This window comes from Streptomyces sp. DH41 (genome assembly GCF_029813785.1).
Taxonomy (GTDB): domain Bacteria; phylum Actinomycetota; class Actinomycetes; order Streptomycetales; family Streptomycetaceae; genus Streptomyces.
Genome location: NZ_JARVKY010000027.1, coordinates 37,553 through 51,227, shown reverse-complemented (window position 1 = coordinate 51,227; position 13,675 = coordinate 37,553). Strand labels below are relative to the sequence as shown.

13 protein-coding genes are annotated in these 13,675 nt (G+C 71.3%); 1 reads left to right on the top strand and 12 read right to left on the bottom strand.

Annotated features, from left to right (window positions below):
* Positions 1-134 precede the first annotated feature (134 nt).
* Positions 135-1,391 (top strand): APC family permease, encoded by a 1,257-nt coding sequence (locus QC283_RS32885; protein WP_279565409.1) that lies wholly within the window; start codon positions 135-137, stop codon positions 1,389-1,391.
* A 102-nt stretch (positions 1,392-1,493) separates the two neighbouring features.
* Here the strand turns inward: QC283_RS32885 and QC283_RS32880 are convergent, their stop codons facing one another.
* From QC283_RS32880 to QC283_RS32825, 12 genes are all read right to left on the bottom strand, one after another.
* Positions 1,494-1,910, bottom strand: coding sequence for a YccF domain-containing protein (locus QC283_RS32880; protein WP_279565408.1), 417 nt, complete (start codon positions 1,908-1,910; stop codon positions 1,494-1,496).
* Positions 1,907-2,770, bottom strand: coding sequence for a zinc metalloprotease HtpX (gene htpX, locus QC283_RS32875; RefSeq protein WP_279565407.1), 864 nt, complete (start codon positions 2,768-2,770; stop codon positions 1,907-1,909). Before htpX ends, QC283_RS32880 begins: the two co-directional genes overlap by 4 nt.
* A 277-nt stretch (positions 2,771-3,047) precedes the next feature.
* Entirely contained in the window at positions 3,048-4,631 is a 1,584-nt protein-coding gene (locus QC283_RS32870; protein ID WP_279565406.1) for an NADH-quinone oxidoreductase subunit N, read from the bottom strand.
* Complete coding sequence (locus tag QC283_RS32865) at positions 4,628-6,229, bottom strand: complex I subunit 4 family protein (RefSeq protein WP_279565405.1); 1,602 nt, start codon at positions 6,227-6,229, stop codon at positions 4,628-4,630. Before QC283_RS32865 ends, QC283_RS32870 begins: the two co-directional genes overlap by 4 nt.
* 6 nt (positions 6,230-6,235) lie before the next feature.
* Positions 6,236-8,230, bottom strand: coding sequence for an NADH-quinone oxidoreductase subunit 5 family protein (locus tag QC283_RS32860; RefSeq protein WP_279565404.1), 1,995 nt, complete (start codon positions 8,228-8,230; stop codon positions 6,236-6,238).
* Positions 8,227-8,619 (bottom strand): NADH-quinone oxidoreductase subunit NuoK, encoded by a 393-nt coding sequence (gene nuoK / locus QC283_RS32855; RefSeq protein WP_279565403.1) that lies wholly within the window; start codon positions 8,617-8,619, stop codon positions 8,227-8,229. The genes QC283_RS32860 and nuoK overlap by 4 nt, the downstream gene beginning before the upstream one ends.
* A complete protein-coding gene (locus tag QC283_RS32850; RefSeq protein WP_279565402.1) occupies positions 8,619-9,371 on the bottom strand; it encodes an NADH-quinone oxidoreductase subunit J family protein in 753 nt (250 codons plus the stop codon). The genes nuoK and QC283_RS32850 overlap by 1 nt, the downstream gene beginning before the upstream one ends.
* A complete protein-coding gene (locus tag QC283_RS32845) occupies positions 9,368-10,063 on the bottom strand; it encodes a NuoI/complex I 23 kDa subunit family protein (RefSeq protein WP_279565455.1) in 696 nt (231 codons plus the stop codon). Before QC283_RS32845 ends, QC283_RS32850 begins: the two co-directional genes overlap by 4 nt.
* Before the next feature lie 113 nt (positions 10,064-10,176).
* Positions 10,177-11,145, bottom strand: coding sequence for a complex I subunit 1/NuoH family protein (locus QC283_RS32840; RefSeq protein WP_279565401.1), 969 nt, complete (start codon positions 11,143-11,145; stop codon positions 10,177-10,179).
* Positions 11,142-12,560 carry an NADH-quinone oxidoreductase subunit C gene (locus QC283_RS32835; protein WP_279565400.1) on the bottom strand — a complete coding sequence of 473 codons (1,419 nt, stop codon included), beginning with the start codon at positions 12,558-12,560 and terminating at the stop codon, positions 11,142-11,144. The genes QC283_RS32840 and QC283_RS32835 overlap by 4 nt, the downstream gene beginning before the upstream one ends.
* Positions 12,557-13,228 carry an NADH-quinone oxidoreductase subunit B gene (locus tag QC283_RS32830; RefSeq protein ID WP_279565399.1) on the bottom strand — a complete coding sequence of 224 codons (672 nt, stop codon included), beginning with the start codon at positions 13,226-13,228 and terminating at the stop codon, positions 12,557-12,559. The genes QC283_RS32835 and QC283_RS32830 overlap by 4 nt, the downstream gene beginning before the upstream one ends.
* Positions 13,219-13,659, bottom strand: coding sequence for an NADH-quinone oxidoreductase subunit A (locus QC283_RS32825; protein ID WP_279565398.1), 441 nt, complete (start codon positions 13,657-13,659; stop codon positions 13,219-13,221). The genes QC283_RS32830 and QC283_RS32825 overlap by 10 nt, the downstream gene beginning before the upstream one ends.
* Positions 13,660-13,675: the final 16 nt, after the last annotated feature.

Below are 13,675 nucleotides of genomic sequence, written 5' to 3'. Positions count from 1 at the left end.
GCCGTGACCCTGCCCTTTCTCGCTGCGCTGTCCCAGTCCTGTGGGCTCGTTCCTCCGCGCGTGTTCATTTGCTCTTGGTGGAGAGGACGTCCCGAGCGCGCCCGGTGGTTGCGCTGATCAGTAGGGTGCGACGCATGACACCTGCGGGTTCGGAACTGCGGCGCACCCTCGGCGTGGGCGACGCCGTGGTGGTGGGGCTCGGTTCGATGATCGGTGCCGGGATCTTCGTGGCCCTGGCACCCGCGGCCCGCGCGGCCGGGTCGGGGCTGCTGCTCGGCCTCGCCCTGGCCGCTGTCGTCGCCTACTGCAACGCCACATCGTCGGCACGGCTGGCGGCCCGGTATCCGGCTTCGGGCGGCACGTACGTCTACGGGCGCGAGAGGCTCGGGGAATTCTGGGGATATCTCGCGGGCTGGTCGTTCGTCGTCGGGAAGACGGCCTCCTGTGCTGCCATGGCACTCACCGTGGGCGCGTACGTCTGGCCGGAGCACGCGCATGTGGTGGCGGTCGCGGCCGTCGCGGCGCTGACCGCGGTGAACTACGGCGGAATCCAGAAGTCCGCCTGGCTGACGCGGACGATCGTGGCGGTCGTACTGACCGTTCTCGCTTCCGTGGTGGCGGTAGGTCTGGGATCGGGCCGGTCCGACGTCGGACGGCTGGACATCGGGCTGTCGGGCGGTGTCGCCGGGGTCCTGCAGGCGGCCGGTCTGCTGTTCTTCGCCTTCGCCGGGTACGCGCGCATCGCGACCCTCGGCGAGGAGGTCCGGGACCCGGAGCGCACCATTCCCCGCGCTGTCCCGCTGGCCCTGGGCATCACGCTGGCGGTGTACGGGTGCGTCGCGGTGGCTGTCCTTTCCGTGCTGGGCCCGGACGGTCTGGGCCAGGCGACGGCGCCACTGGCCGACGCGGTGCGGGCCGCCGGTGTGCCGGGGCTGGCGCCGGTCGTGCGGGTGGGTGCCGCCCTGGCCGCGCTCGGCTCGCTGCTGGCGCTGATCCTGGGCGTTTCACGGACCACGCTGGCCATGGCCCGGGACGGTCACCTGCCCGGAGCGCTGGCCGCGGTGCACCCGCGTTTCCAGGTGCCGCACCGGGCGGAGGTGGCTGTGGGCGCGGTGGTCGCGGTCCTGGCCGCCACCGTGGACGTGCGGGGCGCGATCGGTTTCTCGTCCTTCGGTGTGCTGGCCTACTACGCCGTGGCCAACGCGTCGGCCTGGACGCTGGGCCCGTCGAGGACGGCGCGGGTCGTGCCGGCGCTGGGGCTGATCGGGTGCGGGGTGCTCGCCTTCTCCCTGCCGGTGGTTTCGGTGATGGCGGGCGTGGGTGTGCTGGCGGTGGGCGTGGTGGCCTACATGGTGCGGCGGCGGGTGCGGGAGCGACGGGCTTCGCGGTAGGCGGGAGGAGGTCTCTCGCGGTCGGCCAACCGGAGTTCTCAAACCTCGGATTTCGGACCTCCGGTTGACCGGGCCTCCTGGGAGGGGGCAGCGCGCCGGCTCCTACCAGCCGGTCCGCTGCGTGGGGCCGGTGGCCGTGAACGGCTGGTCCGTCCGCACGATCTCGCGTCCCAGCGGGAGCAGTGATACGGGGATCAGCTTGAAGTTGGCGATTCCGAGCGGGATGCCGATGATCGTGACGCACAGGGCGATGCCGGTGATGATGTGGCCGATGGCCAGCCACCAGCCCGCGAGGACCAGCCACAGCACGTTGCCGATGCAGGAGGGCGCCCCCGCGCCGCGGCGTTCGACCGCCGTGTATCCGAAGGGCCACAGCGCGTAGACACCGATGCGGAAAGCCGCTATGCCGAACGGGATTCCGATGATCGTGATGCAGAGCAGCGCGCCGGCGACCAAGTAGCCGAGGAACAGCCAGAAGCCGCTGAGCACGAGCCATACGACGTTGAGGATGGTCTTCACTGGTGACGACCTGCCATCTTTTCGAGTCGGGCGATTCGCTCCGCCATCGGCGGGTGGGTGGAGAACATCTTCGAGAGCCCCTGTCCCGGGCGGAACGGGTTGGCGATCATCATGTGACTGGCGGTCTCGATCCGGGGCTCAGGGGGCAGCGGAAGCTGCTTCGTGCCGAGTTCGAGTTTGCGCAGGGCTCCGGCGAGGGCGATCGGGTCGCCGGTGAGCTGGGCGCCGGAGGCGTCGGCCTCGTACTCCCTGGAGCGGCTGATCGCCAGTTGGATGACGGTGGCGGCGAGCGGACCGAGAATCATGATGAGGAGCATGCCCAGCAGACCTGGTCCGTCATCGTCATTGGACCGACCGATGGGGATCAGCCAGGCGAAGTTGACCAGGAACATGATCACGGAGGCGAGGGCGCCGGCGACGGACGAGATCAGGATGTCGCGGTTGTAGACGTGGCTGAGCTCGTGTCCGATGACGCCCCGCAACTCGCGCTCGTCGAGCAGGCGCATGATGCCCTCGGTGCAGCACACGGCCGCGTTGCGCGGATTGCGGCCGGTCGCGAAGGCGTTCGGCGCCTCCGTCGGCGAGATGTACAGGCGGGGCATGGGCTGGCGGGCCTGGGTGGAGAGCTCGCGGACCATGCGGTACAGCGTCGGCGCCTCGAACTCGCTGACCGGGCGGGCGCGCATCGCGCGCAGCGCGAGCTTGTCGCTGTTCCAGTACGCGTACGCGTTCGTTCCCAGGGCGACGAGGACGGCGACGACGAGCCCCGCTCGGCCGAAGAAGCTGCCGATGACAATGATGAGCGCGGACAGTCCCCCGAGGAGTACTGCGGTCCTGAGCCCGTTGTGCCGGCGGTGCACGGTACGCCCTCCAAGTGGTGCAGCAGGGGAACCCTTTGCTTGCTGGTGTCGCTCGCTGTGGTTGCTTCCTGGTCTCCGATGCCACCGGTGCCGTGGCATCACGTCCAGTGGACCCTTCTGTACTGGTCAACGCCAGGCGAAGGCCGCCAGTTCCCTGGCACGCACGGCGGCGGGCGTGCACCGTACGGGTGACGGCCCCGGCACGCGGCACGCACGCGTGCGTGCGGGCCGGGTACCGCACTCCCGGGCCGCGGTCGTGCTCGACAGCGGCCGCTGCTCAGAAAAGCCCGGTGCCGGCGAAGCGCAGGATCAGCTGGGGTGCTCCGGAGAGGGCGACGGCGAGCACCGCGGTCACGGTGAGCGCGGCCGTGAGGGGAAGCGGTACGCGGTGCTTCACGACCTCGCCCTCGGGCGCCCGGAACAGCAGGGCCGTCCATTGGAGGTAGTAGAACAGCGCGATGACGACGTTGACCGCCATGACGACGGCCAGCCAGCCGAGCCCCGCGTCGACGGCCGCGGAGAAGACCGTGACCTTGGCGAAGAGGCCGATGATGCCGGGCGGCAGTCCGGCGAGGCAGAGCAGGAAGAAGGCCAGGAGCAGGGCCGTCAGGGGGTGGGACGCGTACAGGCCGCGGTAGTCGGCGACGCGGTTGAGGGACCTCGTACGGCCCACGAGTGCGGCCACCGCGAAGGCGCCGAGGTTCACCGCGGCGTACATGAGGGCGTAGGCGACGGTGGAACCGATCGAACGTTCGGGGTCGTCGGAGTACGCGGCGGCGGCGATCGGCACCAGGAGGTAGCCGGCCTGGCCGACGGACGACCAGGCGAGCAGGCGTACCGCGCTGTACGCGCGCGTGGCCTGCTGGCGGAGGGCTCCGACGTTGCCGACGGTCATGGTGAGCGCGGCCAGTGCCGCGAGCGCCGGTCCCCAGACGTCGGCGTAGGACGGGAGGGCGATGACCGTGACGAGGATCAGGCCGGAGAAGCCGACCGCCTTGCCGATCACGGACAGGTAGGCGGCGATCGGCAGGGGCGCGCCCACGTAGGTGTCGGGCACCCAGAAGTGGAAGGGCACGGCGGCCGTCTTGAAGGCGAAGCCGACCAGAGTGAGGACGACGCCGGTCTGGGCGAGCGTGGTGAGCTGCCCGTCGACGTGCTGGATACGTTCGGCCACCTGGGTGAGGTAGAGGGTGCCGGTGGAGGCGTACACGAAGCTGATGCCCATGAGGCTGACCGCTGTGGCGGTGACCGAGGACAGGAAGAACTTCAGTGCCGCTTCGGACGACCGGCGGTCGCCCTGGCGCAGGCCCACGAGGGCGAAGGCGGGCAGGGAGGCGACCTCCAGGGCGACGATGAGGGTCGCGAGGTCGCGGGAGGCGGGCAGCAGGGCGGCGCCGGCCGCCGAGGAGAGCAGCAGGAACCAGAACTCGCCCTCGGGGAGTCCGCGGTCGGCGTCCTTCACGGCGGTGACCGACAGCAGGGCGGTCAGCAGGGCGCCGCCGAGGACCAGTAACTGGATGGCGAGGGTGAAGGTGTCCGCCGTATAGCTGCACACGTCGGCGTCGCCGGTCAGGCAGAACGTCGAGCGGTCGCCGTTCACCAGGGGGAGCAGCATGAGCGCGGCGGCGGCGAGTCCGGCGACCGAGATCCAGCCGAGTACCGATTTCCGGGCGTCCTTGACGAACAGGTCGGTGACGAGGACGACGAGTCCGACGACCGCCGCGATGGTGGGCGGCGCGATGGCGAGCCAGTCGACGGACTGGACCAGGTTCTGGGCCAGATTCTGGGCCAGATTCTGGGCCAGGCTCTGTGCCAGTGGCTGCGACAGGGACTCGGTGAGGGGCTGGGCCGGGGAGCTCATCGGGTGCCTCCTGAGAGGAGCTGCTGCACGGCCGGGTCGGTCAGCCCCAGGAGGGTCTTGGGCCAGAGGCCGGCGACGACGGTGAGGGCGACGAGCGGCGTCCAGGCCGCGAACTCGTACGTGCGTACGTCGGTGAGCTTCGGGGCTTCCCGCGGTACCGCGCCCATGCAGACGCGGCGGACCACGATCAGCATGTACGCGGCGGTCAGCAGCGTGCCGAACGCGGCGATCGCCATGAAGGTGAGGAAGGCGGGGCGGCTGAGGTCGTCGTGCGGGTCGAAGGCGCCGAACAGGGCGAGCATCTCGCCCCAGAATCCGGCCAGGCCCGGCAGGCCGAGCGAGGCGACCGCGGCGAAGGCGAGGAGGCCGCCGAGGCGCGGCGCCTTGCCGTACAGAGCGGCTCCGGCCTCCTCGGCGAGGGTGTCGAGGTCGGTGGTGCCGGTGCGGTCCTTGAGCGCGCCGACGACGAAGAAGAGCAGGCCAGTGATGAGGCCGTGGGCGATGTTGGCGAACAGGGCGCCGTTCACGCCGGTCGGGGTCATCGTCGAGATGCCCAGCAGGACGAAGCCCATGTGGCCGACGGAGGAGTAGGCGATGAGGCGCTTGAGGTCGCCCTTCGCGCCCCGTCTGGCCAGTGCCAGGCAGGCCAGGGAGCCGTAGATGATGCCGACCACGGCGAACGCCGCGAGGTAGGGCGCGAAGACGTGGAAGCCGTCCGGTGCGATCGGGAGCAGGATCCGGACGAACCCGTACGTACCCATCTTCAGCAGGACACCGGCCAGCAGGACCGAACCGACGGTCGGGGCGGCGGTGTGGGCGTCGGGCAGCCAGCTGTGCAGCGGCCACATCGGGGTCTTGACCGCGAGCCCGATCCCGATCGCCAGAACGGCGATGACCTGCACGGACGTGGTCAGTGACCGGCCGTTGTCAGTGGCGAGTGCCACCATGTCGAATGTGCCCGCCGTGATTCCGATCAGGAGCAGGCCGAGCAGCATGACGACGGAGCCGAGGAGCGTGTAGAGGATGAACTTCCAGGCGGCCGCGGCCCGCCCCTCGCCGCCCCAGCGGGCGATGAGGAAGTACATCGGGATGAGGACCATCTCGAAGGCGAGGAAGAACAGGATCAGGTCGAGGACGGCGAAGGTCGCGAGCGTGCCGGACTCCAGGACCAGCAGCAGCGCGACGAATGCCTTCGGGCTCGGGCCCGCGGCCGCCCGCGGCGTCAGCCGTTCGTGTTGCTGCTTGAAGTACGAGTAGAGCGCGCACAGGAAGGTCAGCAGCGCGGTCAGGACCAGCAGGGGGAGGGAGATGCCGTCGATGCCGAGGTGGATGCGCACATCGAGTGCGGGGATCCAGCTGATGTCGGTGCTGGCCTGCATCTTCGACGGATGGTCGTGGTCGAAGCCGAGCACGAGGACGATCGCGGCGATGAGGACGGCGCCGGTGACGGTGACACCGTGCCGGAGGACTGCCTGGTCGGGCGACTTTCCCTTCAGTCCGGGCGGGGCCGGCAGGAGAGCGGCGACGGCGCCCAGGAGCGGGCCGACGACGATCAACGCGAGAAGGAACTGCATCACGGACTCGTTGATATCGATCACGCCTGCTCACGCTCCCGTGGCGACGAGGACGGCGGCGACCGTGAGGACGACGGTGCCGGCGAGCAGCGCGCTCACATAGGTCTGCACATTGCCGGTCTGGGCCCGGCGTACCGCGGTCCCGAGCCAGCGGGGCAGGGTGCCCGCCCCGCGTACGTAGGTGTCGACGACCTCGCGGTCGAGGAACCGGACGAGGCTCGCGCCGGCCTGGACCGGCCGCACGAAGAGGGTCGTGTACACCGCGTCCAGGTGGAAGCCGACGGCCGCGTGCCGGTGCAGCGGCCCCAGCAGGAGCCGTCCGGGGTCCGCCGGGTCGGGGGCGTAGGCGATGTCTCCGTAGGCGGGCTTGTGGCTCGCGATGGCCTCGGCCTCCACCAGGGCGGCGTCCCCCTCCGGGTGGGCCGCGACGGCACCCAGCGGGGTGCGGTCCGCGAGCGCCGTGGTGTGGCGCCAGGCCGCGTAGGTGACGATGCCGCCGACCAGGGCCACGCCCGTGCCGAGCACGGAAGTGGTGAGCGTCGGGGTGAGGTCGTGGCCGTCGAACCAGTCGGGCAGCAGGCGGAACGCCAGCCCGCCGAGGGCGAGTGACGGGATGGCGAGCGCCCAGAGCACGGCGTTCATGACCACCGGCTGCCTGCCGTGGTCGGGGGCCTCGGTGCCCCGCCCGCGAAAGGCCAGCAGCCACAGGCGCATCGCGTACGCGGCGGTGAGCAGGGCCGTGACCAGGCCGGCGACGAGGACGGTCCAGCCCGCGGCGCCGGGCGCGTGTTCGGTGTGGCCGGTGACGACGTGCTCCGCGACACCGAGGACGGACTCCTTGGAGAAGAAGCCGCTGAAGGGCGGGATCGCGGCGAGTGCGAGCAGCGCCACGGTCATCGTCCAGTAGGCGTCGGGGACGCGGTCGCGCAGGTTCCGCATGCGGGACATGGCGGCCAGCGAGTTGGTGCCGGCGGCGTGGATGACCACTCCGGCGGCGAGGAAGAGCAGCGCCTTGAAGGCACCGTGCGTGAGGAGGTGGAAGACGGCGGCACCGCGGTCGCCCGCGGCGAGAGCGCCCGTCATGTAGCCGAGCTGCCCGATGGTCGAGTAGGCGAGGACGCGCTTGATGTCGTCCTGGGCGAGCGCGGCGAGCGCCGAGCCGACCATCGTGACCGCGGCCATGACGGCGAGGACGACCATCGCGGCCCGCGAGGCCTCGAACAGCGGAAGGAGCCGGGCGACGAAGTACACACCGGCGGTGACCATCGTCGCGGCGTGGATCAGCGCGGAGACGGGCGTCGGGCCCGCCATCGCGTCGGGAAGCCAGGTGTGCAGCGGGAACTGCGCCGACTTGCCCGCCACACCGGCCAGGAGCAGCAGCGCGATCAGCGTCGGGTGGTCGAGGGAGCCACTGGCCACCGCGCCGAGGACCTTGGTGATGCGGAAGGAGCCGACGTCGGTTGCCAGCGCCAGCAGGCCGATCAGGAAGGGGACGTCACCGAGCTTGGTCACCAGGAACGCCTTGAGGGAGGCCGCGCGCGCCTCCGGGGTCTCCCAGTAGTGGCCGACCAGGAAGTACGAGCAGATGCCCATGATCTCCCAGCCGACCAGAAGCACCATCAGGTCGCCGGAGTAGACGACGAGGAACATCGCGGAGGTGAACAGGGAGACGAGCGCCGCGTACGAGGGGTAGCGGGGGTCGTCGCGCAGGTAGCCCGTTGAGTAGATCTGCACGCAGGTGGCGACGGAGCCGACCAGGACGGCGACAAGGGCGGCGAAGCCGTCGATGTGCAGGGCGAGCTCGACGGGGACCGAGCCCGTGGGCGTCAGCTCCGTTACGGCGTCGACGGCCCGGTCGCCACCCTGGCGGATCGCGACCAGCACGGCGAGGACGAGAGCCGCCAGTGTCGGCAGGACGGCGAGCGGGCGGACGAACCCGGGCGCCGCACGGCCCGTCAGGAGACCGGCGGCTGCCCCGAGGAAGGGGAGGAGGGGGACGAGTACGGCGAGGGTGGTCGTGGTCACGCGGTGGCCTCGGCCTTCTCGGCGGGGGTCCCGGCCGCAGGGGCATCGGTGCCGGGGCCGTCTGGCTCGTGGCCCTCGGCGGTGTCACGGAGCTTGTCGATGTCCGAGGTGCCGCGGTTGCGGTGGACGGCGAGCACGATCGCCAGGCCGATACCGATCTCGGCGGCCGCGATGGCGATCGTGAACAGGGTCAGGGCCTGGCCGGAATGCAGGGTCTCCTCGGCGGTCCTGCTGAGCCAGACGTCGAAGGCGACGAGGTTGAGGTTGACGGCGTTGAGCATCAGCTCGACCGACATCAGGACGAGGATCGCGTTGCGACGGGCGAGGACGCCGTACAGGCCCGTGCAGAACAGGAGGGCGGAGAGAACGGCGGGATAGGCGAGGTGCATCAGCGGACACCACCCTTGTCGGCACCGTCCGGGTCGGCCGGCCGGCCGGCTTCGGCGGTGCGGCCCGTGTCGGGGGCGGCGCCCGGGGTGAGTGCGCGGCCCGTGTCGGCTGTACGGCCGGTGCCGGGTGGGCGGCCGGCGTCGGCTGTACGGCCGGTGCCGACCGCGCCGTCCGCCTTGGCCTTGCGGGACAGCACGATCGCGCCGACCAGGGCGGTGAGCAGGAGGACCGAGAGGGCCTCGAAAGGGAGCACCCAGTTCTGGAAGAGGCTCGCGCCGGTCACGGCGGTGGAGCCGGCGGCCGGACCGTCCAGGTCGATCCAGGTGGTGCGGAAGGCGTCGACGACGACCCACACCAGGGCCGCGGCGGCGGCCACTGCCACGGTGAGGGCGGCCCAGCGGTTGCCGGAGTCGGCGTCCGGGGACCGGCCGATGGGAGCCCTGGTGAGCATCAGACCGAACAGGATGAGGACGACGACGGCACCGACGTAGATGAGGACCTGTACCCAGGCGATGAACTCGGCGGTGAGCAGGAGGTACTCGACGGCGAGGCCACCGAGGGCCACCACCAGCCACAGGGCGGCGTGCACGAGCTGCCGGGTGGTGACGGTGACGACGGCGGCGCCGAAGGTGACCAGGCCGACGAGGAGGAAGGCGACCTCCACGCCGGTCGGCGAGAGGAAACCGTGGGATTCGGCGGCCGTGGTCGCAGAGCCCACGGCGAGGTGGCCGACGGTCGCTGCGAGGGTCATTCCCGGCCCTCCTCTTCGGGCTGGTCCGACGACGGCTCGGGCCGGTCCGCGGGTGGACTCGGCCGGTCCGGTGACGACCCGGGCCGGTCCGCGGGAGGACTCGGCCGGTCCGGCGGCGGAATCGGTTGGTCCGTCTGCTGCCTGGAGTCGCCCATCGGGCGGGTGGGCCGCTCAGCGGCGCGTGCCTGCTCGTCGGCGTGTGTTTCGGCCGTTCGGGCCGCCTCCTGCTGGGCGGCCAGTTTGTCGGCGGTCTTGCGAGCGGCGACGAGTTCCTTCGGGTCCTCCGCGCCGGGGTCGAGGGCGGGCGGGGCCGGAACCGTCCACATCCACTCACGGAGCTTGTCGCGTTCGTGCGTGAGGTCACGGATGTCGGTCTCGGCGTACTCGAACTCCGGGGACCAGAACAGCGCGTCGAAAGGACAGACCTCGATGCAGATACCGCAGTACATGCACAGGGAGAAGTCGATGGCGAAACGGTCCAGGACGTTGCGGCTGCGGTCGCGCCCACCGGGGGCCGCCGCCGGGACCGTCTCCTTGTGGGAGTCGATGTAGATGCACCAGTCCGGGCATTCGCGGGCGCACAGCATGCAGACCGTGCAGTTCTCCTCGAACAGACCGATCACGCCGCGGGAACGGGGCGGGAGCTCGGGCTGGGCTTCCGGATACTGCTCGGTGACGGTCCTCTTGGTCATCGTGCGGAGAGTGACGGCCAGCCCCTTGGCCAGGCCGCTGCCGGGGATCGACAGGCGGGACCGCCCGGAGGGCGTCGTTGGGGTGCGGTGGTCGGGCGACGAGTGGGACACGGTTACTGGATCACCACCTTGACGATGCCGGTGAGGGCGATCTGGGCGAGGGAGAGGGGGACGAGGAGGGTCCAGGACAGCTTCTGGAGCTGGTCCTCGCGCAGGCGCGGGTAGGTCACCCGCAGCCAGATCACGACGAAGGCCAGGACGGCCGTTTTCAGCAGGGTCCACACCCAGCCGAGGCCGTCGGCACCCCACGGCCCGTGCCAGCCACCCAGGAAGAGGACGGTGGTCAGACCGCACAGGACGACGATCCCGGCGTACTCGGCGAGGAGGAACAGGGCGAAGCGCAGGCCGGTGTACTCGGTGTAGGCGCCGAAGATGATCTCCGAGTCGGCGACGGGCATGTCGAACGGGGGCCGTTGCAGTTCGGCCAGCCCGGCGACGAAGAAGACGATCGCGCCGACGATCTGCCAGGGCAGCCACCACCACTCGAAGGCGTCGAGGATGCCGACGAGCGAGACGGTGCCGGCCGCCATCGCCACCGAGGCAGCGGTGAGCAGCATCGGGAGTTCGTACGCGAGGAGCTGGGCGGCGGTGCGCAGGCCGCCGAGAAGGGAGAACTTGTTGGCGGAGGACCAGCCGGCCATGAGCGAGCCGAGGACACCCACACCCATGACGGCGAGGACGAAGAAGATGCCCGCGTCGATGACCTGACCGACCGCGCCTTCTCCGGGGCCGACGGGGATGGCCAGGAGAACCAGGAGGTAGGGCAGGAGGGCCACGGCGGGGGCCAGTTGGAAGATGCGGCGGTCCGCGTCGGCGGGGACCACGTCCTCCTTCTGCGCGAACTTCACGCCGTCCGCGACGAGCTGCGCCCAGCCATGGAAGCCGCCGGCGTGCATCGGGCCGAGGCGGCCCTGCATGTGCGCCATCACCTTGTGCTCGGTCTGGCCGACGATCAGGGGGAAGGTGAGGAAGACGACGAAGACGATCAGGAGGCGCAGGGTGACGTCCAGCACGTCGTTCACTGCGAGCCTCCTGAGGAGTCCGGGCGGTTCTTGTTCTGGGGGTTGTCGGAGCCACCGGGGCCGTCAGAGGTCTCGGAGGTGCCGGACTCGTCGGAAGGTCCGGGCTCGTCGGAAGGTCCGGGCTCGTCGGAAGGTCCGGGCTCGTCGGGGTCTTCGGAGGCGCCGGTCTCGGACTCGGGTTCTGCGTAGGCAGGGCGGGCGTGGTGCCACGGGGCGTCCGGGCTGCGGGGTACGGAGGGTGCCGCCTTCGGGGCCGGTTCCTCGGTGTGCGGGGACGTGGCGGTGTCGTCGCCGACAGGGGTGGCGGGGCCGGAAGCCGTCCCGTCCGGCGTCCCGGTGCCGGAGGCGGAGCGCCGGCTCGCGGAGCCCTCCGACGCGCTCCGGGTACGCCGGGAACCCGTGGAGCCACTGCCGCCTGCCCCGGCCCGCTGCGACGCCGAGCCTTCGCCGGCGCTGCGCGCACGTCCGGTCGGCGGAGCGGCCGCCCCATCGGCGTCCTGCCCGGCCGAGCCCCGCTCAGCCGTGGTCTCCGCTGTGGGCTCGTCCGTCGGAGCGCCCGTCCGCTGGGAGGCGGAGCCCTCGCTCGCGCTCCGCGCCCGCCGGGCCGGCGGGGCAGCCGAGGGCTCGGCCGCCGGGAGCGTCTGACTGGCGGATCCCTCCGCCGCCGTACGGGAACGGCGCGGAGAGGCCGGGGCGTCGGTGCCGGTGGCCGTCTGGCTGGCGGAGCCCTCGCCGGCCGTGCGGGTGCGACGGGCCGGACGCTCCCCCGCCGCGCGGGCCGGACGCTCCCCCGGCGCCCCCGCCGCCCGCGCCGCCCCGCGTGCCGGGCGGGCCGGAGCGGCAGGGAGCCGACCCTTCAGCGGGCCCCACTCATTGGGATCGGGAACACCCGGCGGCAGCATCTGGCGGCGTCGGGGGCCGCCGTGGTCGGACTCACCGGGCTCCTTCGCCCCGGGCCAGGCCTTGGCGACGCGGGCGGCGAGAACGAAGTCCTTCCGCAGCGGATGGCCCTCGAAGTTCTCCGGCAGGAGCAGGTGGTCCAGCGCGGGGTGGTCCTGGAAGACCACGCCGAACATCTCGTGGGTCTCCCGCTCGTGCCAGGCCGCGCCCGCGTACACCGCGACGGCGGTCGGCAGGACCGGGGACTCGTGCGGAACCGTCGTACGCAGCAGCAGTCGGCGCACCGGTCCGAGCGCCACGACGTGCGCCGCGACACGAAAACCCGTGCCCGGTTCATCGACCGCGCTCAGCCAGTCGAAATACGTGCAGCCCAGCCGGTCGCGCGCGGTCTCCAGGGCGGAGATCCAGGAGGCGGGTGGCACGTCCACGGTGAGGACGTCGTACGACTCCTCGGCCGTGGCCTCGGTGCCGAAGAGTTCCCCGGCGTCGGCGGGCAGCCAGCCGACCGCGGTCATCGTGCCTCCCCCGAGTCCGAGCCCGACTCCGGGATCGTGTCCGGGCCGGAGCCAGGGGCAGGGCCGGAGCCAGGGGCAGGGCCGGAGTCAGGGGCCGGTGGCCGGACCAGGCCGCTCTGCAGCGCGGCCGTCGACGGCCGGGGCGAGGTGCCGTACCGCTCCCCCAGCGACTCCCGCGCGATCTTCTCCTGGAGCTTCAGGATCCCCTGGAGCAGCGCCTCGGGACGCGGTGGGCAGCCGGGAACGTAGACGTCGACCGGGATGATCTGGTCGACGCCCTTGGTCACGGAGTAGGAGTCCCAGTAGGGGCCGCCGCAGTTGGAGCAGGCGCCGAAGGAGATGACGTACTTCGGCTCCGGCATCTGCTCGTACAGGCGCTTGACAGCCGGCGCCATCTTGTCGGTCACCGTGCCCGAGACCACCATCAGGTCGGCCTGGCGGGGGCCCGGCGCGAACGGGATGACGCCGAGCCGGATGAAGTCGTGGCGGGCCATCGACGCGGCGATGAACTCGATGGCGCAGCAGGCGAGGCCGAAGTTGAAGACCCAGAGCGAGTACCGGCGGCCCCAGTTCAGGACGACCTTCATCGGCTCGGGGGCGAGGCGCGAGAGTGCGCCCAGCCTCTTGGGCTCGGGGAGCAGCACGGGTTCGGAGGGGTTCACGTCCACGACAGGACGCCCTTCTTGTATGCGTACAACAGGCCCACGGCGAGGAAGCCGAGGAAGATGAACATCTCCACGAGGGTCGTCGCGCCGTAACCGGGGTCGGCGAAGACCGTCGCCCAGGGGAAGAGGAAGATCGAGTCCACCGCGAAGATGACGTAGAGGAACGCGTAGACGTAGTAGCGGACCTGGGTGTGCGCCCAGCCGTCACCGACGGGGTCGACCCCGCACTCGTAGGTCAGCAGTTTCTCGGGCGTCGGGACCACGGGCCGCAGCAGGCGTCCGGCGCCGAAGGCGACGGCGACGAAGAGCACGCCGACGACGGCGAGCAGCCCGACGACCGAGTAGGACTGGAAATAGTCCGCGGCGAGCCCGACGGTCGCGTCGGTGACGGGTACATCGACGGCGGTCACATCGCCGACGGTCGGTTCCGGCACGTGCGTCCCTCGCTCC